Annotated in this window: 18 protein-coding genes; all 18 read right to left on the minus strand. The window is 37.4% G+C overall.

Going from position 1 to position 21,005, the window contains the following annotated elements; all coding sequences use genetic code 11:
• Window positions 1–8 precede the first annotated feature (8 nt).
• The 18 genes from N9R04_RS10620 to N9R04_RS10705 all read right to left on the minus strand — a co-directional run bounded on the left by N9R04_RS10620 (window position 9) and on the right by N9R04_RS10705 (window position 20,010).
• Complete coding sequence (locus tag N9R04_RS10620; protein ID WP_262856738.1) at window positions 9–272, minus strand: RNA-binding S4 domain-containing protein; 264 nt, start codon at window positions 270–272, stop codon at window positions 9–11.
• Window positions 269–1,456 (minus strand): MazG nucleotide pyrophosphohydrolase domain-containing protein, encoded by a 1,188-nt coding sequence (locus N9R04_RS10625; RefSeq protein WP_262856739.1) that lies wholly within the window; start codon window positions 1,454–1,456, stop codon window positions 269–271. The genes N9R04_RS10620 and N9R04_RS10625 overlap by 4 nt, the downstream gene beginning before the upstream one ends.
• A gap of 3 nt (window positions 1,457–1,459) precedes the next feature.
• Window positions 1,460–2,992: a polysaccharide biosynthesis protein gene (locus tag N9R04_RS10630; RefSeq protein WP_262856775.1), complete on the minus strand. Its 1,533-nt coding sequence runs from the start codon at window positions 2,990–2,992 to the stop codon at window positions 1,460–1,462.
• On the minus strand, window positions 2,982–6,482 hold the full coding sequence (gene mfd / locus N9R04_RS10635; RefSeq protein WP_373316355.1) for a transcription-repair coupling factor: 3,501 nt from the start codon (window positions 6,480–6,482) through the stop codon (window positions 2,982–2,984). Before mfd ends, N9R04_RS10630 begins: the two co-directional genes overlap by 11 nt.
• A gap of 8 nt (window positions 6,483–6,490) precedes the next feature.
• On the minus strand, window positions 6,491–7,063 hold the full coding sequence (pth, locus tag N9R04_RS10640; RefSeq protein ID WP_262856741.1) for an aminoacyl-tRNA hydrolase: 573 nt from the start codon (window positions 7,061–7,063) through the stop codon (window positions 6,491–6,493).
• Between the two features lie 224 nt (window positions 7,064–7,287).
• Window positions 7,288–8,466 (minus strand): D-alanyl-lipoteichoic acid biosynthesis protein DltD, encoded by a 1,179-nt coding sequence (gene dltD / locus N9R04_RS10645; RefSeq protein WP_262856742.1) that lies wholly within the window; start codon window positions 8,464–8,466, stop codon window positions 7,288–7,290.
• Complete coding sequence (gene dltC, locus N9R04_RS10650) at window positions 8,463–8,699, minus strand: D-alanine--poly(phosphoribitol) ligase subunit 2 (protein ID WP_262856743.1); 237 nt, start codon at window positions 8,697–8,699, stop codon at window positions 8,463–8,465. The genes dltD and dltC overlap by 4 nt, the downstream gene beginning before the upstream one ends.
• Window positions 8,700–8,716: 17 nt before the next feature.
• Window positions 8,717–9,937: a D-alanyl-lipoteichoic acid biosynthesis protein DltB gene (gene dltB / locus N9R04_RS10655; RefSeq protein ID WP_262856744.1), complete on the minus strand. Its 1,221-nt coding sequence runs from the start codon at window positions 9,935–9,937 to the stop codon at window positions 8,717–8,719.
• On the minus strand, window positions 9,934–11,391 hold the full coding sequence (gene dltA / locus N9R04_RS10660; protein ID WP_262856745.1) for a D-alanine--poly(phosphoribitol) ligase subunit DltA: 1,458 nt from the start codon (window positions 11,389–11,391) through the stop codon (window positions 9,934–9,936). The genes dltB and dltA overlap by 4 nt, the downstream gene beginning before the upstream one ends.
• A gap of 22 nt (window positions 11,392–11,413) precedes the next feature.
• Entirely contained in the window at window positions 11,414–11,545 is a 132-nt protein-coding gene (locus N9R04_RS10665) for a teichoic acid D-Ala incorporation-associated protein DltX (protein ID WP_262856746.1), read from the minus strand.
• A 490-nt stretch (window positions 11,546–12,035) separates the two neighbouring features.
• Complete coding sequence (locus tag N9R04_RS10670; protein WP_262856747.1) at window positions 12,036–12,704, minus strand: 50S ribosomal protein L25/general stress protein Ctc; 669 nt, start codon at window positions 12,702–12,704, stop codon at window positions 12,036–12,038.
• Between the two features lie 126 nt (window positions 12,705–12,830).
• Window positions 12,831–13,796 (minus strand): ribose-phosphate diphosphokinase, encoded by a 966-nt coding sequence (locus N9R04_RS10675; protein ID WP_262856748.1) that lies wholly within the window; start codon window positions 13,794–13,796, stop codon window positions 12,831–12,833.
• 266 nt (window positions 13,797–14,062) lie between these two features.
• The gene (gene glmU, locus N9R04_RS10680) at window positions 14,063–15,418 is read right to left on the minus strand and encodes a bifunctional UDP-N-acetylglucosamine diphosphorylase/glucosamine-1-phosphate N-acetyltransferase GlmU (RefSeq protein WP_262856749.1); all 1,356 of its coding nucleotides are present in this window, start codon (window positions 15,416–15,418) and stop codon (window positions 14,063–14,065) included.
• Window positions 15,419–16,071: 653 nt separating this feature from the next.
• A complete protein-coding gene (gene spoVG / locus N9R04_RS10685) occupies window positions 16,072–16,401 on the minus strand; it encodes a septation regulator SpoVG (RefSeq protein ID WP_262856750.1) in 330 nt (109 codons plus the stop codon).
• 70 nt (window positions 16,402–16,471) lie between these two features.
• The gene (locus N9R04_RS10690; protein WP_262856751.1) at window positions 16,472–16,846 is read right to left on the minus strand and encodes a RidA family protein; all 375 of its coding nucleotides are present in this window, start codon (window positions 16,844–16,846) and stop codon (window positions 16,472–16,474) included.
• Window positions 16,847–16,850: 4 nt separating this feature from the next.
• Window positions 16,851–17,687, minus strand: coding sequence for a pur operon repressor (gene purR, locus N9R04_RS10695; protein ID WP_262856752.1), 837 nt, complete (start codon window positions 17,685–17,687; stop codon window positions 16,851–16,853).
• Between the two features lie 14 nt (window positions 17,688–17,701).
• Entirely contained in the window at window positions 17,702–18,550 is an 849-nt protein-coding gene (ispE, locus tag N9R04_RS10700; RefSeq protein WP_262856753.1) for a 4-(cytidine 5'-diphospho)-2-C-methyl-D-erythritol kinase, read from the minus strand.
• An 851-nt stretch (window positions 18,551–19,401) separates the two neighbouring features.
• Window positions 19,402–20,010, minus strand: a complete 609-nt coding sequence (locus N9R04_RS10705) for a stage II sporulation protein M (protein WP_262856754.1) — start codon at window positions 20,008–20,010, stop codon at window positions 19,402–19,404.
• Between the last annotated feature and the right edge of the window lie 995 nt (window positions 20,011–21,005).

Below are 21,005 nucleotides of genomic sequence, written 5' to 3' on the forward strand. Positions count from 1 at the left end.
CCTCTTCCTTATGATTCGCTCACTTTTTCTTCCTTTATAACCTCATACATACCTTTTGCATTTTCTTTGTTCGCATGCTCATTTAAACCTTTCACTTTAACAGTAACTACTTTTTGACCGAAGCGCACGATGAGTTCATCTTCCTCTTTAACTTCTGATCCCGGTTTAGCTACATTTCCATTAATCATTATACGACCTTGACTACTCATTTCTTTAGCTAATGTGCGACGTTTAACTAAACGTGACACTTTCAAATACTTATCTAATCTCATCCATCATTTCCTCCTCTCGTGAGATACTCTTTTAACTCCGCTTCACTTAATACTTTATTTTTGGTATCATCATACAATTTCAAGAAGTGCTCTGCAAATACTTTTTCAAACTTAACTCTGTCTTTTTTACCTTCTTTACTTTTAGCAGTTGCCCATATTTCTTTTAAATCTTCTTCATTTTGTGCCTGTGCATCACCGAAGATATGAGGGTGACGACGAATCATCTTATCATTTAGAGAAGCAATGACTTCATCAATGTCGAAATACCCCTCTTTCTTACCAATACTTGAATGAAGTAGGACTTGCAACATAATATCACCGAGCTCTTCTATTATATGCCAGTCATCTTCGTTATCAATCGCCTCAAAGAGCTCAAATGATTCTTCAAGTAAATAACGTTTTAAAGTATCGTGCGTCTGTTTCTTATCCCACGGGCACCCTTTCTCATCATCAACTAGCAAGTCTATAATCTCCGTAGCGTAAGTGAAATCACTATAGTAGGCTTTATCTTCTTCAACCTTAGGGAGGAAGACGCTAGTTAAATTAGTAAAGTAACTACTGTGAAAATCAAGCTCGTATAGCGGCACCTCGTAAACATTCGCGCCCTTCGATTGAGCACCCTCTACTATACTAACGCAATGATCATCCGGATAGCGTTCCATCAGCGTGAGCTTGAGATCGGAAGCGATGAGATCACTGTAGACTTGAGTGATGACTGTATGATTGCGTATATTAAGTTGTGCGGCAGTTAAATCTGTTGCATCAAGTAAACTAAACCCATCATTCGGATCAATATTTACAGCTTGGAAGACGTCATCGATAAAGCTCTTACCCCCGAGCACTTGAACTTCTAATTGTTCATCTTCTTTCGCTTCCTCTAGTAAAAGTTGGGTTGTAGTTTCAGCAACCCGTGGATGTCCGGGGACTGCATAGACGATAGCTTTGTCTTCACTTAATTCAATCAATCGCTGCACTATTTCTCGATAAACATGCTCAAATTGATCATGTCTTTCATAGACTTCATCAAACCCTTTGATTTCAATCTCAGATTTCAATTCTTGAATAATGGGATGATGTATCGTGCGAGCATATACGAGAGATTGCTTTATCAGGAAGCGATATAGCCCTAAAGGCAGTTCATCTATACTATAATTACCGAGACCTACGATTGAAATTTTGTGCATGAATTAACGTCTTCCTCTCTTCATATTTATAATTTTATCACCTAATGGCAGATGTTTAATTTCTTTATAAGATAATATCTTCAACTTCACTACTGTGATAACAACTATTACTATGCCAATAATGGCACTAATCAGCAGAGTCACTAAACCGCTGATCCGCCCGTGAATAGGCAGTAAGAACATAAGGCATTGCACAACTACCGTCATAATAAGCATAGCAACCCCTAACTTTAGAGTAAACCGACGCATAGAATTCAAATTGTATAGCTGGCGCACTTTGAAGTGTAAGATACAAGCGAACAATAATAGTGAAGCGACAGTACTCACACTAGTTCCGAGTATGTGCATGAATGGAATGAGAGTGATATTAAGCACAACTTTACATGCCAAACCTGTAGCTAAACCACTAACAATACGTCGTTCACAGTGCATAACTTGTAAGAGTGCAATATACATCATGATAAGAGAGACAAAGATCACTGTAAGCATATACACACTCAACGTTAATGCCAAATTGTTATTTTCAAAAAAGACGATGTTTAGCGACGGTAGTAAATTGATAAGACCTATGCCAGCCGCAGTGCTTATGACGACCGTGACTTTGAGCGAAGCGTTCGTATAACGGCTAATGAGATATTGTTCCTTATTGCGTACAGCCTTCGCGAGCAGCGGTATAAGCACGAAACTGAACGAGGTAGTTATGATAAGACCTACCTGTATAAAGGACGCGCCCCGATCATAAGTGCCTTTCTGAGTAATCGCTTGATTGAAACTCAAACCTGCCACTTTTAAGGTGTGAATCACTGTGAAGCTATCGACTATTTGCCAAAGTAAGACAATCAATTGGCTAATGGCAAATATAACGATAGCTAAGAAGAATTGTTTCCAATCGATATCATCGCTCTCTTTATCCCATGTTAATTTAAAAGGGCGATGCGCCGCTAGGAATAGGCTAGCCCCAAGACCTCCTAACGCTGAACCCCCGATGGATAACGCACCCGCAAGATATATATTCCATCCCTTAAACACGAACATACCGATAGCAACGAATATAATTATCACTCGAATGAGCTGCTCTATAACTTGAGAAATTGCAGGTGGTGTCATGTTTTCATGAGCTTGGTAGTAACCGCGTAACACACCTAATACCCCTACGAATAAAAAGCTTGTACTCGCCACTCTTATAATAGGTGCGAGGTGCTCATCTCCCATAAGTTTAGCTATCCAAGGTGCTCCGGCTAAACATACCACAAAAATACTGAGGCTCATCCATTGAAGGCAAACCAGTATTTTAGTGTACTTCACGGCGGATGCATCAGCATTTAACGTTTGGGTTAACGCGCTAGGAACGGCTGTCGCAGAGAGTATCGCACCTAAGGCAAGTAAAGGGTACACTTGTTGATATGCATAAAGCCCTGAATCTCCTAATACATTTTGATAAGGCACGCGATATAACGCACTTAATATCTTAACGATGATTAAGGCGGCCGTTAAGATCACTACGCCATTAAAAGCTGACTGTGACTCACTCTTCATCCGCATGAACCATACTTTCCTCCACAGATTTCACTAAGAATTTAAGATTGTCGAGCATTGTAGCGCTCTTCGTTAAACTCACTTTTAACTGGCCTTCTTTAACGCCTAACTTCATCGCTCGACCCAATGGTTGGGTATCTTTAAACAGTTGCTCACCATTGACTTCACTTGTCCCTTTTTCTGAGAGCAAGATTTCTACCGCTTTACCTTGATCTTTGATGGAGGTAATCCCAGCCTGCAACGCATATATCTTAATTTCCATAATGTCTAATAGACGTGAGACCTCTTGCGGATATTCATTAAAGCGGTCGATGAGTTCATCTTTCACATCCATGAGTTGCTCATGTGAATCTAACTGACGTAAGCGCTTGTAAATCTCTATCTTAGCTTGCTCATTTGGTATATATTCTGCCGGAAGATACGCATCAACATTTAAGTCTATTTCAACTTCAGGTGCTTCTGCTTTATCTTCCTTAATACCACGTTTTTCATTGACGGCTTCTTCTAGCATCTGTGAGTATAGATCGAATCCAACTGAGTCAATGAATCCACTTTGCTGTTTGCCTAAAAGATTTCCAGCTCCGCGAATGTTCAAATCGCGCATAGCAATTTTAAACCCTGAACCAAGTTCTGTGAATTCTTTGATCGCTTGTAATCGGTCTTCAGCTGTTTCAGTGAGTACTTTATTCATAGGGTGTAAAAAGTAGGCATAACCGATTCTACTAGAACGACCTACGCGACCACGTAACTGGTAAAGTTGGCTTAAGCCGAATCGATCTGCATTTTCAATAATGAGCGTGTTGGCATTAGGCACATCCACGCCTGTTTCAATAATTGTGGTCGTCACTAAAATATCAAACTCATGGTTGATAAATCCTAGCATCGTCTCTTCTAAATCGCGTTCAGTCATTTGACCATGAGCGACTCCGATATTGGCATCAGGCAGAAGCATTTGTAACTGTTCACGTTTTTCATAAATTGATTGCACTTGGTTGTATAAATAGAATACTTGCCCATCTCTAGACAATTCTCTTTCTAAAGCTTCTTTGATGAAGTTTGAGTTTTGCTCAACGACATAAGTTTGAACTGGGAAGCGGTTCTCTGGTGGTGTTTCAATTACCGACAGATCACGTACTCCTAACATGCTCATATGCAAGGTCCGCGGAATAGGCGTAGCAGTAAGTGTTAAGACATCTACGTTAGTCTTCAATTGTTTAATCTTCTCTTTGTGACGCACACCAAAACGCTGTTCCTCATCCACTACTAGTAAACCTAGGTCTTTATATTCTATCGATTTGCCGAGGAGCTTATGCGTGCCGACTACGATATCCACGTAGCCTGATTTAAGTCCATCTTTTGTTTCTTTAATTTCCTTAGAGGTTCTAAAGCGACTCATAAGTTGAATTTCAACAGGGAAGTCTTGCATGCGCTCAATGAGTGTCTCGTAATGTTGTTGCGCAAGAATAGTGGTCGGGACGAGAAAGGCCACTTGTTTCCCTTCCATTACTGCTTTAAAAGCTGCTCTAACTGCTACTTCTGTCTTACCGTAACCTACATCGCCACATAACAGTCGATCCATTGGCTTTGTTTTTTCCATATCACCTTTAATTTCTTCAATGGATTTCGCTTGGTCAGGAGTGAGCTCAAAGGGAAAGTCAAGTTCGAAATCGTGTTGTTCAGGTGTATCTTCTCCAAACTGATGCCCCTCTGCCATTTCGCGTTCTTTATATAATTCGATGAGCTCATCAGCAATGTCCTCAACGCTTTGTTGAACTTTCGCTTTCGTCTTCTTCCATTCTGAACCACCCAGTTTATTTAAGCGCGGAGACTTATCTTCAGAAGCTACATATTTCTGGACTTGATCCATTTGATCAACAGGCACGAACAGTTGATCCGTCCCTTTGTATTGTAGCTTAATATAATCCTTATGGATCCCGTTAACTTCTAGCGTTTCAACACCTAGATATCTTCCTACACCGTGATGGACGTGCACGATGTAGTCGCCTACTTTCAGATCTTGATAAGATTTAATCTTTTCAGCATTTGAGATCGTCTTCGTACGTTTCCGTTTCTTTCTCTGTGGTGTCTTAAACAGTTCCCGTTCAGTCACAATTGTCAGTTGCATATAAGGGAGTTCAAAGCCTTCTGAGAGGCTCCCTTGCGTAATGACAGCTTGCCCGCCTTCTATCTCGTTACCAACCGAATCCACAAAGGTAGGGATATGCATTTCATTTAACATTGATTGGAGCCTTTCTTTCTTAGACTCTGTTTCAACAAGTACAATGACGGTGTAGTCATTTTGAACATAGCGTTGGAACTCTGAACGCATAATATCGTATTGACCGTAAAATTGTTGAACCGGTTTACAAGAAAACTTAATTAAATGCTCTATCTTAGCAGTCATTGACGAAGTAAATAATGTGAAGTAAGTGATGGGATAACCATCCAACAAGTACTCAAAATTATCATCGTATAAAAACTTCTGGCCGATGAAGCCCTTACCACTCTCAATGAGCCCTGACATGAAGTCATCTGTTTCTAGCGTTAAGGTTTCCTCAGTTTCTTTCACTCGGTTAAACTCATCCACAGTAATGATCGCGTTGTTTTTGACATAGTCCATTAACGTAGCCGGGTTATCATACATAAATGAGACGAGACGTCGCAGAACTTGATGATCAAAGAAATCAGACTCAAATAATTCGAAGCTCTCTAGCGTCTCTTTCAAATCATTCCGAACGGACTTATCGATCTTAGGGCGTGTACGCTCATATGCTGCTTTAGCATTAGCCTTCATATGTTTGAGCACATCGGGTGTAATAATATAATCGCTTGCGGTAGTGATATGTACCGTTTCTAAATTCTCATTAGAACGCTGAGTCTCAACATCAAAATCTCGTATTGAATCCACCTCAGTATCAAATAATTCGATACGGACTGGATTTCCAATTAACGGATAAATATCAATGATACCCCCGCGAAGTGAGAATTCTCCGATATGGGACACTACGCTCTCTCTACGGTAACCCATATTGACAAGCTTATTGAGGAAGTCATCTACATCAATATCCTCACCAACAGATAATTCAATTTGATGACCTTTCCACAATTCAACGGGTGTAAGCCATTTTTTCAACCCATTTAAAGGCACGATAAATAACCCTCTTCGCTCTTGAGCAAGTGCTGTTAAAGTACGAACACGCTCACTCATGAACTCAGGGCTTTGAGTTGAAAACTCTTCAGTCATAATATCTTGCATAGGATATTTGTATAGTTCTGTAGATTCCACAAATTGAAGTAAATCTTGCTCGAGTCTTTCAGCTTGATATAAATTGCTGGTAACTACTACCATCTGTTCATGGCTATTGAGAAACTTCAAAGCAATAATAGCCGCTTTTGCCGATGCAGATAAACCCGATACAAGCACATTACTCTTACCAAATACATCATCTAATTCTTGATAACGCTTATCTTTCTGTATATAGTTCGTTATTAAAGATTTCAATTGACCTCACCATTATATTTATTCATTACATTTTCGAAACGATTAGCTTCTATAAACGATTCAACCGCTTTAGCTGAATGTTCGATTACTTTATCCATCGTTTGCATTTCAGCTTGTGAAAATTTCTGTAGGACATAATCAGGCACCGACATACCTTGCGTCGGTCTGCCAACGCCAATGCGAATACGCTTAAATTGATCTGTACCAATCATTTTGATGATTGATTTCATACCATTATGACCCCCAGCACTTCCTTTTTGACGCAAGCGCACTTGACCTTGAGGTAGATCTAAATCATCGTATAGTACTAAAAGCTCATCTATTTCAATATTATAATAATTCATCAATGGGGCCACCGCTTCTCCTGATAAATTCATCATCGTTAGCGGTTCGACAAACATGACTTTCTCACCGTTTACACGTTCAATAGTGTAAGCAGCTTTGAATTTCTGTTTGTCTAATTTAAGGTGGTTTCGTTCAATAAGGTAATCGATAACTTCGAATCCTATGTTGTGTCTAGTTAGCTCGAATCGTTTACCTACATTACCGAGACCGACAATACATTTCATCGTGTTCCCTCCAGGCGTTCGAATTTCAAAGAAGCTTAATTCCTTTAGCATTCTTATTTATCATAACATAACTTCTAAATCTAAGTCGTTAATTGCTTATAAGTAAAAAGATGAAATTGAAGCAGCGCTGAACCTTCTCCCTCACAGGTCTAGCACAAACGACCGCTTCAACTTCATCTGTTAAAGTGAATGATGATATTTCTACTATAAACGAATTAATGACGTCAATCTTGAACTTTGTGTTCTTGATGATGCTTTTTAGTTCCGTCAATATGATCTTGGATATGTTGAGAAAGGATGACCCAACCTCTCCAACCAATATGCACAGTATCGCTCATCACATAAGGCGTATAGTCTTCAGATCTCATATCATAGATGCTGGCACGTGGGTTTTTCTTTTTAATAATACGATCGATCTTATCATAAACTCTATACCGTTTATCTTTAGGCATATGGATGTGATCGTACCATTTCCCATTCACTGGCAAGACTACATATTGTACATCTGCGCCAGAAGCATCTAATAATTCTGTCAGGATCTTCAAGTCTTTAAATTCAGGCGAATTGAGCTTGAATTCATGATTACGTGAAATGTAACGTTTATGTTTCTTTAACAATTTCCAGTACGGATCTTTGATACCGTATTCATTTGATTTACTGTGCTGCTTACCGTAACGAATCGCTTTCTTCTCAAGCGGTTCAAGCGCTCTATTTTTTCTTGATTGTTTAGCTACGCGTTTAGACAACGGTGACCGCTTCACCGGCTTAAATGCTTTGATTCTTTCTATTTTTTGTAAGCTATCAGCTTGCCAAGGATTAACAAAATGTCCTGACGTGTCACCTTTTACGTATCCCTTTAAGAACGCATTATCTTTATTATCTTTGAAGTCTAATAACCGACGAGCTAAACGTTTCTTTACAGTCATAGGAATATCTTCATTCTCAAAGATTTCATTGATCTGTAACTTAGAAACGCGTCCTTGGTAATTGCTTTCACTCATCCCTGTTTTTGAAAACCATTGCGGCGAGATGAGTACAGTCATCTTCTTCCCTTTTAAATTGGAGTATTGGGAACCAAGCGCTAGGGTTTGAAGTAAACCTGTAGAACCACCTTTCCCGACGTAAAACATATTTTGATTGTTCTTTTTAAGTAACATCGCCGGTTGGAAAGGATCATTCTTGTTTAATTCACTGGACCCATAAATAGGATAGAAGTTCTTATTACGCATCATTGCACTCTGAATATCTGTACCTTTAAGCACATGATCAGTCAGTGAGACGCTTTCTTTCTCTAGCTTAGATGTAGTCCAATGTTGCTTATACCATTGGGCGGGCGTTAAGAGAAACCCAATAAACACTATTGCACTTACAACTAAAGCTATTATTGCAGGGTATTTCTTCATCTTAAATCATTTAATACATTAACTATTTTATTAGGAGTTGCCCATTCATCACGATCAAAGTCCATGACAGATACTTCAATACCCAATTGATTTTGAATCTCTAATAGCAGACCTACCGTTTGCATAGAATCGATGATGCCTTCTTCAAAGATTTCAATATCTGGTTGCTCTTTCACTATATCGTCTTCTGCTACTTCGGCTAATATATCTAATACTTGTTCTCTAAATTCCATATACGTACTCCTTTATGTTAATTAAATAATTTTCCTGAAAAGATTAAGAATCCAAATGCTACAAAGTGGAATGTAATCACTATACTCAAGACGTTAAAGACAGGATGTTTCAACTTGCCAAAGCGTTTCTTACGCCACTTTTCATAATAACTATAAAGAATGAACAAGACTCCGTGATATAACCCATAGATAATGTAAAATGATTCGAGTCCATGCCAAATTCCCATAATACCAAAGTTGATAAGGAAGCCGAGATTAGAGATGTTCAAAGGCTTCTTCATTATTTTATTTTTAGTCATATAGAACACGAGACGCATGTACACGCAATCACGGAACCAGAAAGAAAGACTCATGTGCCAACGATTCCAGAAGTCTTTAATATTCTTTGCTTTAAATGGTTGGTTGAAGTTCATCGGTGTCTCAATACCGTAGACGTAACTTAAAGCTACAGCAAACAAACTGTAACCAGCAAAGTCAAAGAATAGATAGAAACTGTAGGCATACATATATCCTAAGTAATCTAAGAATGAATTCAAATGATGCAACTGTAACGGAACAATCGCATAACTATGAATTAAATGCGCGACAATATATTTATATAAGAAGCCGAGCATAATATAATGTACTGCTTTTTCAAGCAAGGTGCGATACTTGTGACGATCTAGCCCTTTATCATCGTCTTTAACAAAACGTTTATAGCGGTCAATCGGACCAGATGAAATGGTTGGGAAGAAAGTAATAAATTGCACCAATTTAAAAATTGATACTTCTTTAATCGAACCATCGCGTAATTCCATAATGAGCTGAACGCTTTTAAACATTACATATGAAATACCTAAGAAGCCAAACAATTCGACGATTCGCGAACTATGCATGTGCAATTGACCGTGGCCCAACCAAGAACTTTGTAAGATCTTAACAGCGGCAAGCGGAAGGATTGAGAGCACGAAAGATGCGACATACAAAGATGTAGCATTTGAATATACTCGCACTTTTTCATATCCCTTAATAACGATAACTTGCCAAATAATATAGAGAATAAAGCTAAAGAGTTGATAGCTTAAATATTCATTGCCAAATAAATTGTGTTTGTGATCAGAGAATATGAGTACAATCATAACTGCTGTACTTATAAAGTTATAAATCTTAGAGCGTTTGCCGAATAACCCCATAATAATAATAGGAGCTAGTACTATCAACGCTATGAGAAAGAAATGAAAGTTACCATACGGTGTCATGAGCCATATACCTCATTTATTTTTTTACGATCTAATTTACCATTATGCGTGAGCGGTAATTGATCTACAAACACAAACTTCTTAGGAATCATATACTCTGGCAGAATATGTTTAAGTTCAGCTTTCATATCATGTGTCGTCTGAGCTTCATCTTCAATTTGATGGGTAGTCATGGTTACGCCAAGTAGATGCGCCACTTTCCCTCTTCTGTAGACTGGCACTACTATAGCTTCTCGAACGTGATCTAATTGCTTTAACTTAGCTTCGATTTCCTCAAGTTCCATCCGATAACCATTGTACTTAATCTGATTATCTACGCGTCCTTGAATGTACCACTGTCCCTCACGGTATTGTGCACTATCACCAGAATAATAAGCACGTTGACCCTCGTTATCAAAGAAGACCTTCTCAGTTCGCTCTGGATCTTTGAGATAACCAGCACTTACACTATTACCAGTTATTACTAATTCATTGTCGTCTGTTAGGCTCAAAGAAGTGCCTTTACGAGGAGCACCTACAGGGATTACCTTTTCTTTACTTAAAAGCGCTTCAGTAACTTGGATACTAGTCACTGCTACAGTTGCTTCTGTTGGTCCATACGTATTGTATACTTTGGCATTAGGAAATTTCTTCAATAACATAGATGCCGTCTTATGTCCTAGAATCTCTCCGCAGAATAAGAACGTTCCCATAGAAGGTTGGGAACCTGCGTCGAATTCAGGTAGCATCAAGCACAGTTCCATAAATGAAGGTGTAGAAACCCATACATGAATAGGTTCTCGAGCAAATAATTCATGGAGTAACATAGGCTTGTTTATCATTTTTTTATCTACTAGTTGCAATGTCCCTCCTGAGAGGATGCTAGGATAAATAGCCATCACTGAAAGGTCAAAAGAGAGTGGCGCTTGATTCAACCAGTGCTGTCCTAGTTGGTTATCATTTAACTCTACCACCCAATTTGCAAACTCCACTAAGCTATCGTAATAGATTTGCACTCCTTTAGGTTCTCCAGTTGAACCAGAAGTAAATATCGTGTAAGCGATGGAATCATCTTGAATCTGAGGCTCTTGCTCTTTATATGTATTTGTTGCTTTCAAATCTTCAATGTTTAGTATCGTTACGCCTTCAACAGCTAGTTCTTCACTTGAAGTATTAAATATGACATCAGGGTCTACCTTTTTAATAATAGTTTGAACGCGCTGTTCAGGAATAGAAGTGTCGATCGGCACATAACCGCATCCTGCTTTCAAAGCTCCAAACATTCCAGCAATCATGTAAGGAGACATGTGACCGTATAGGATGATCGGTTTAGTAGTATGTCTTATCATGTGAGCTAAAAGACTTGAAGATGTTTCCAACTCTCCATAAGTCATCGTTTCGTCTTCATGTTGCACAGCATGCGTTTCACCTCGAGATTCACTATGCTGCTTTAGCATTTGTAAAATATCTTTCATGACATATTCTCCTTGAGGTTTATTAGAATTCGTTATAAATAAATGTGTTTTCAGCTTGGCCTGAACCATATATCAAATACAAGACTACCATGATGACAAGATAGAAAATTGTTAGTAACGCAACCTTTAAATAGGGATTTTGTATCTTACTCATTTCGACTTCCTTTACCTTTACTAGATTAAAAATTTACACACTTATAAATCTTATTATACTGTAATCTATAAATGCTATATTGTCAATTTTTTCATTGATAATATTTTTAAGCTCTGAGTAATAAGTTTTTACTTCATCAAAATCATTTTAGATAAGAATTTATTTTTTTAACTATAATGTATAAATGGGTGTATATATTTATACAACTCTAACTCTAATTACTTTTGTTATTTTATGTCTATCAGCTATAAGTACTTTGTTATTTTATTTTAATTTCTAGGAAATATAAGATACGAGGAGAAAAGTGAAGGCATTACGCAGTGGATTGATGTGCGTACACTTCTTATACAGAAGGAGAAGTCGTCCGCTCATAAAAGGATAGATAAAGATGGGAGCGGGACTGAAATCTATTTTGAATAAAAAGATTTCAGTCCCGCTCCCCCATCGTTACCAGCGATAAGTAATGTGCTATTTATACTAGCAGTACAAATTACTCTTCGTCTTTATTGCCATCTTCGTCGTTGTCTTCGTTATCACTTTCACCAACAACTTCTGGTTCTTCAGCTTCTGAATCGCCTTCCATTTCTTCGATTTCTTCTTCAGAAGGTTCTTCAGTTGGTGGTACGACAGTTACGACTGAATCAGTGCCTTCGTTCTCAATAGTGAAGTCACCTTTAGTTCTAAGATCCTCTACTGAAATAGAGTCATTAATATTCAATTCAGAAATATCAACTTCAATGTACTCTGGAATATTTTCTGGAGTAGCTGTAACCTCTAAGTCGAATAGCGGTTGTTCAACTACGCCGCCTTCTTTAGCGCCAACAGCTTCACCAGTTAAGTGTACAGGTACTTCAACCGTACGTTCTTCACTCATATTGATCGCTAAGAAGTCAATGTGAGTGATTTTGTTTTTAAGAGGATCGAATTGATAGTCAGCCACCATGACTTTGATTGATTTAGAACCTACGCCTAAATCGATAACACCGTTACGGCCAACTTCACGAATAACTTTGATGAATTCTACTTCATCAACTTTAACTGAAACGTTCTTAGTACCATAACCATATACAACACTAGGTACTTTACCAGCATTTCTTAACGCTTTTAATTCTGAACGCGTTTGTTTCCCTTGACGGATGATTGACTTTAATGAAGCCATCTCTATTTCCACCTTTCAATTTGCTCTCTTTAGAGCTCCTCACTTGCCCATCAACGTCTCGTTGCTTGCAAGTGTTTATTTGTCCGCAAAATCACGAACGAATTTATTATACACGTTCAAAAATGATTAGTCAAATAGCACACTGACAGATTCACGCTCGTAGACGCGCACAATAGCTTGTCCTAATAATTCTGCTACAGATAAACGTTTCGTGTTGTCAGGTTTACGCGATTCATCAAGATTGATGGAATTTGTTACCACGAGTTCTTTTATTGCTGAGTTCTCAATGCGCTCCTTCGCTGGACCAGAGAGCACAGGGTGAGTACAACAAGCGTATACTTCCTTTGCCCCTTTATCTTTTAGAGCTTGCGCTGCTAGCGTGATCGTACCAGCTGTATCGATAATATCATCGATGATAATTGCAGTGCGTCCTTCAATTTCACCCACGATGTTCATCACTTCAGCTACGTTAGGTTTAGGACGTCTTTTGTCAATGATCGCTATAGGCGTTTTCAAGATGTCTGCAAGTTTACGCGCACGTGTCACACCGCCATGGTCTGGCGAAACCACTACACATTCTTCTGGATCGATATCCGTTTCATTTTGGAAATAATCAGCTAGGATAGGTACGCCCATTAAGTGGTCGATTGGGATATCAAAGAAACCTTGTATTTGAGGCGCGTGTAGATCAAGAGCAATCATGCGATCTGCTCCAGCAGTTTCAATCAAGTTAGCCACTAATTTCGCAGTAATAGGTTCACGACTACGCGCTTTTCTATCCTGACGTGCGTAACCGTAGTAAGGTACTACAATGTTAATTGTCGCAGCTGAAGCACGTTTACATGCGTCTATCATAATGAGTAGTTCCATTAAATGTAAGTTAACAGGATATGATGTAGGTTGGATAATGAACACATCACAACCACGAATACTTTCTTCTATATTGATTTGAATTTCACCATCACTAAAACGTTTGACTGAACATTTACCTAATTCAATACCTACCTTGTCAGCAACCTCCTGTGCCAGTGGTTCATTCCCCTTCAAAGAAAAGATTTTAAGAGATGAATTCTTATATTCATTGTTTAACATTTAGAGTCCTCCAATTAGTTTGTTCACTTCTTGTTATTCTTTGCGAAAGTTAAAGGTCATTTCTCAATATAAAAGATGGTAGTCTCATACCCTCTGAAGTCTCTCTGCGCTTTACAGGATCTGATTCAATTTCTACCACGCTAATCACGTTGAAATAAAGCTTTCAATTCTTACGCAGTTTAAGTTATATATACTATACCCAAATGTAAGCAAACGCTTACATATATCATATTATTATTCTCTAATATATTCACTTACACTACAAGTTATTTTTTAAAATACCCTTCTTTAGTAGTTTGTCTAGACCGTGCTAGTGCAAGGCTGTTATCGGCAACGTCATCTGTAATAGTTGAACCAGCACCTGTAGTCACTCGATCACCTAACGTCAGCGGAGCGATAAGATTAGTATTACAGCCAATAAATGATTCTTTGCCTATAATTGTCTTAAATTTATTCTTACCATCGTAGTTTACAGTAATAGAACCGCATCCTATATTAGTGCGTTCGCCAATCACAGCGTCGCCAATATAACTTAAGTGTGGCAATTTAGCTCCAGCTCTCACTTCAGATTTCTTAACTTCAACAAAGTTTCCAACTTTAACATGCTCTCCGATATGAGATGCTGGACGCAGTTGAGCAAATGGGCCTATCTTTGCGTTATCCTGCACGGTTGCCTCATCTATGACAGACTGTTTAATAGAGACATTAGAACCAATTCGACTATTTGATACCTCTGAGTACTGCCCTATGACTGTATCTTCACCAACCACAGTCTTCCCAGATAACTTCACGCCCGGTTCAATAACAGAATCCACTCCAATTTCTACATCAGACTCAATGTATGTATTTTCTGGATCGATAATAGTGACACCATTTCTCATATGCGCTTCGTTAATTCGTACTCGTAAAGCTTTCGCTGCTTGACTCAACATTACACGATCATTTACACCCATTATTTCGTCGAAGTCGTTAGTGTGATAGATTTCCACTATCCCATTATCTTCTAAGATAAGTGACAACACATCAGGTAAATAGTATTCTCCTTGAGCATTATCATTTTTCACTTGAGTCAGTTTATTAAATAAAGTTTCGTTGTCAAAAGCGAAGATACCTGAACTTATTTCCGTAATGGCTTTTTCAGCTTCATCGGCGTCTTTTTGCTCTACTATATTCACTAAACGCCCTGCTTCGTCTTTAACGATTCTTCCATAACCATAAGGATTAGGTGCTGTAGCTGTAAGAACTGTCGCTTGTGCACGGTGAGCTTCGTGGTGCTCTAATAATGATTTGAATGTATCTGCTGTCACGAGAGGCGTGTCTCCACAAACCACTAATGTTGTACCTTGTTTGTCTGCAAAATGTTCTTCAGCCATCTTAACGGCATGCGCGGTACCAAGTTGTTCTTCTTGATAACTATATAATGACTGTTCCCCCAAAGTTTCTTTAACGTTCTCTGCACCATGACCAACAATTGTAACTAATTCCTCTACACCAGATGCATTTACATTATTAACAACATGTTCGATCATTGACTTACCAGCAATTTCATGTAGCACTTTATATTTCTTTGATTTCATACGTGTACCCTTGCCCGCTGCGAGTACGATTGCACGTCTATGCATGAATGCTAACCCTCCATTAAATTTACACTTCTACCTTATTATAATTTAACGCAACACGTAGTTTCAAGGTCGAACCTTTCCCCGCTTTTCAGAGGCGTAACATTCACCTTCTCTGTTCACTCTTTTTAATCACGACTACGTTAATTACCAGCGTTGCTGCTTGAATGAGAAGACCGTTCAAACCTCAGTGATTGAGAATTTGACCTTTAACGCTGTTTGTTCTTCAAAAGAAGTGAGAAAAACATCGGTACCGTTTTAAAAATATTTACCTGTGCAATTACAATTCAGCCAACTATCGGACGATCATTTCATGTTCGATCTTACTTTTTTAGCAACCAGACCGTAGTTACTTTAATTACTAAAATGGAATTACAATTTGTGAGCTAGTATAGAGATTGTTTAATAATTGAGTGATTGTCCATCATCACTCGCTAAAGTCAATCACATAAAAAGGGTCTATACTAAATAGGACTGGCGACCCAACCAGTCCTATTTGACAAAGAGCCCATAAAAAGGCTATCAAACACCTCGTTAGAAGCGTCTGATAGCCAATTCAATCACGTAATTTCACTCGTTACCTTCGCTAAACACAGAGGGTAACATAGTGTTGTTTGTTCAATCTATTTTTAACTTAGCACTTCAGCTTTAACAGCTTAAGCGTCGTTTTCTTCTGCGTCCTCAGACTCTGAGTTCTCATCTGATGTTTTCGCATTTTTATCAGGAATAACTTCATCAGTTTCATCATAAACTTTCATTACTGCATCTTGTATCTCTTGTCTCATATCTGAGTTGATTGGATGTGCGATATCACGAAATTCACCATCGGGTGTTCTCTTGCTTGGCATCGCGACGAAAAGACCTGAGTTGCCTTCAATTACGCGTAAATCATGCACAACAAATGATTCATCTAACGTAACTGAAACAAGTGCTTTCATTCTACCATCTGTTTGTATCTTTCTAAGTCTTACATCTGTCACTTTCATGTAGTGAGCCCCCCTAGTATCTCTTTGTATAGAAGCTTAACAATTTTTAATTAAAATTATATTCCTTAAACTATTTTACTTTAGCAATAAGTTCAATTTCAACTTTAACGTCTTTTGGTAGTCGAGCAACCTCAACACAACTTCTCGCTGGTTGATGATTGTCGAAGTAACTACCGTAAACTTCATTAATTAAGTGAAAATCATCCATATTCGCAATAAAAATAGTTGCTTTAATGACAGATTCTAAATCTGAACCTGCTTCATCAAGAACAACTTTCAAGTTTTCTAATACTTGTTTAGTTTGTACTTTCACATCATCGCTCACAATTTCGCCTTCCACTGTTAATGGAATTTGACCAGATGTGAAAATTAAATTATCTATTTTAGTAGCATGCGAATAAGGACCTAATGCTTCCGGTGCCTTAGAAGTATTTATTAAATTCATGTTGTTATCTCTCCTTTTGTGAAAACTTATCTAGACTATTGCCTTTTTCAACTGTAAATTCTTGGTTGTACTCATCGACGTCCGATAGCCTTACTAAGGAAGTATAATCTTCAATCAATCTTTGTTTTACTTCTTTGGATTCTACAAGTACAGATACCCCTTTTACAGTAGCTTTAAACTCATTCATTAAATTCATTACGCCGTTGATAGAACCACCAGCGCGCATAAAATCATCAACCACTAATACATTTGAACCCTCTGGTAACGTACGCTTAGAAAGCACCATAGTTTCTATCTTACGAGAGGATCCTGAAACGTAGTTAATTGAAACCGTAGACCCTTCAGTCACTTTGTTATCTTTACGGATAACTACCACTGGTAGGTTGAGAGCACTTGCAACTGCATTAGCTAAAGATATCCCTTTCGTAGCGATAGTTACTACTGCATCTAAATCCTCTTCCGCGTATAACGTAGCAATGAGTTTACCTATCTTATTTAACAATGTAGGGTTACCCATTAAATCAGATAAGAACAAGTATCCCCCTGGCAGTAGGCGATCTTTCTCTTGAAGGAGCTCTATAACTTCTTCTATTACCTCACGAGCCTCTTCTTTCCCCATTTCTGGTTTATACATTACACCTCCGCTAGCACCTGCCACTGTCTTAACTACGCCAAGCCCTTCTTTTTGAAACGTATCTCTAATAATTTGAACATCTTCACTAATAGAAGATTTCGCTTGCCTAAATTTCTGTACGAAAAAAGTCAAAGGTACGAGTTCATTCGGATGATTCATTAAATATTGTGTCATATAAACTATACGTTCACTTCTCTTAAACCGCATTTCATTCACCCTTTCTATCCTAACAATCTCACTAAATATACTTCATTACAGCAGCCGTTCACAGCATTATACACTTTCTTCGCCTGTCTTTCCTTTTGAGCTAGGGCAAATACAGTAGGACCACTCCCACTCATCACTGCTCCATCCGCTCCGCTGCGGAGCATGTTTGACTTTATCTTCATAATTTCTTTGTGTTTCGCACCTGAAATTGTCTCTAACCTATTAGACAAATTCTGACACAACTTTAAATAATCATGAGACGCCAGTGCCTTTAAACATTCTTGAGTGTGTACTTGGTAACTTTCTTCTAAATTAAGCGTTTTAAATACATCTGGCGACGAAATACCAAGGTCAGGCTTCGCTACAATCACCCATGCAGATGGTGGTTTGTTTAATGGTTGGATCCGCTCCCCTTTACCTGTACAAAAAGCAGTTTGACCTTGAACACAAAAAGGAACGTCGGTACCGATGCATAAGCCTAACTCACTTAATTCCTCCATTGAACGATTAAGATCAAATAACCTGTTCATCCCTCTTAATGTTGCAGCAGCATCTGAAGAACCGCCTCCTAGCCCTGCGGAGACTGGGATGTCTTTATCCAATGTTATCGTTACGCCTTGTGCCAGGTTATAAGTTTCTGTCATGAGCTTAGCTGCTTTATAAGCTAAATTTTTTTCATCGGTAGGAACATAATTTTGTTCGACCTCTACAACAATCTTCTTATCGTTACGAAGTTCGAAAGATAAATGATCGTTTAAGTCTATTGTGGACATGATCATTTCCACTTCATGATAACCATCTTCTCTTTTGTAGAGGGCGTCCAGTGTGAAATTAATTTTCGCTGGCGCTGTTTCAAAAATCATCTTCCCACCTTCTTTCATTCACGAAACGCTATTAAGACGATTTTAACATAAACTCGTAGTTTACGTTATACTTTATCATTTTAGAATCACTCATTATTAATCTCTTTATAATATATTTTTCAGTTTAGTTATATTCAAACAATTAATGCCATATCGCTCAGGGAAAAGTCTACTTTACGTTAATTCATTTCGGCTCGATACTAAATAGAGCACAAAAAAAGGAGCGGGACAGAAGTTCAATTTGAACAAAAAAGATTTCGTAGTCCCGCCCCGGCAAGGATGACTAGAATTGAAAAAAGCTTGATACAAGCGCGTTTTCAAATCAGTCATCTACTGCCGAGATGTTGAAAGAGGGAGCGGGACAGAAATCTAATTTGAATAAAAAGATTTCGTAGTCCCGCCCCGGCAAAGATGACTAGAATTGAAAAAAGCTTGATACAAGCGCGTTTTCAAATCAGTCATCTACTGCCGAGATGTTGAAGAGGCTGGGATTTATGTCCCAGCCTCTCCCATTTACAATCATTAGTCTTAGGTGATAAAAAGCCTAATTTTGATGATATTTCAATTCTTATATCTAAGCTACACCTTTGATTCTTTAAAGAACATTTTAAAAAATCGACGTAGGTCGATACGAATTTGCACACAATCTTTTAGAACGCATAAGTGCGTCCTTATGAGAGTTAATCAGATTACAACGACGGATAACAGTCTTGTAAAGCAATAACTTTTTGTGATAAAGATTGTTAAAAAGGAGATAGAAAATGCGTATATTCTTATTTATTTTATTTAGTGGTCTTTTTAGTTATATGATAATTACTCGTTCTAGAAAAAAATAAAGCCATTACATATTTTTAATTCATTAGATTTGCTAGAAAATCAGCTATATATGTTTCAGTGAATGCAGCTAAAATAACCAATGGTAAACATATAAATAAATATGTCTTTAATAAATTAAGTAAACTCGTTTTGAAAGAGTAGGTATACTTTTTTTCCTTTCTAAATAAATTGCTTATCTTTTGTGTTAAGGATTTATTTAGCATATAAAGACCACTAACAATTATACAGTAACTCATAACTTCGAAAGTATAATGTGGAATAAATGCGATAAAATGAGTTAAACCTTTATATGTATTAAAATTGATAAAAAAACCAAACATTATACCCGGTACTACTACTGTGGCTATTAAATTCAAAGTATATAAAAAAGGTATGGGTATTAAAGAGAGTATAAACATTTGTATTGGCACAAAAAATCCATTAGTTTTTATAAAACCCCAAACTTTTGTTAATCCATGGGTTTCACTTACTCTCTTGGGAGATTTTAAACTTAATTCTTTTATGAATTCTTGTGTGGGATGAAAGAAAAAAGCAAGGATAATTGTTATTAATAACAAAGTTGTAACTATTATAAAGGTTTTTAATGCTCTTTCGAAATATTTTTGGTCTTTGATATTTAGCATAAATGACTCCTTTTTCATGTTTTTTAAACCGAGTTTTTTCTTATCTTGATACTATATAAAAATAACTCTATTTTAATTATTAAAAGAAATCTTACTTAAAAAAACTAGTAGTATGATTAAATCAATCATTCAATAAACAACTACTGGGGGTCTTTTAATATGTAACATAACACTACAAAATATATAAGTGACGTTCAAGATAATAAATAAGAAATTTCACTTCCACTAAGATTAATTTGTTTTTTCTATGTATAACGAACTTAAAGAATTCGATGCTAACACATTACCTTTTTCTTTTGACGAAATAAATGTAAAGAATAATTTTTAGATTCAGTTATATCTACTGCAATGTTACATTTAGAAACCGGATCTATACTGAATAGGACTGGCTACTTCAACCGGTCCTATTTAGTATAGGCCCTCAGAAATAGGTGACATATAGCCACGCCGACAAAAATCGGAGCGGGACAGAAATCTAATTTGAATAAAAAGATTTCTGTCCCGCTCCCCCTCTTGCCAGAATACCTATTGTAGGAAAATTAAAAAATTTGACTTTATAATAAAAATTACATATTCAAATTTCTTAAAGGCATAGAGGCTTTAAGTTAATACTGCTATAGTAGCTGCTACAACTAATACGCCTATTACGACATCAGATGTAGATCCATTAACTTCTGTTGTTTTACCTCTTCAAATTTCAACTAATAATTTCCTCTTTTTTTTGATTTATGCTTTAAAACATTAGAAAAAATATTAATAGAAATAATTCCCAAGATTATACTTAAAGTAGCAACTATATATATATTAGGATTCTCTGATTGATTGTACGTTATTAAACCTATTGCTATTAAGATCATAATGGAACTTAGTAAAGCAAGATTACTTAATTTCACAAAATCACTCCTCCCTTTATGTAGCTATTAATAATCGGCCAACTATGGCAGCTCCAGCGCCAACTACTACTCCTGCTCCCATAGTCCATCCGTTATTCAAGC

The organism is Staphylococcus marylandisciuri (assembly GCF_025519785.1).
In the GTDB taxonomy this organism is placed as follows: domain Bacteria; phylum Bacillota; class Bacilli; order Staphylococcales; family Staphylococcaceae; genus Staphylococcus; species Staphylococcus marylandisciuri.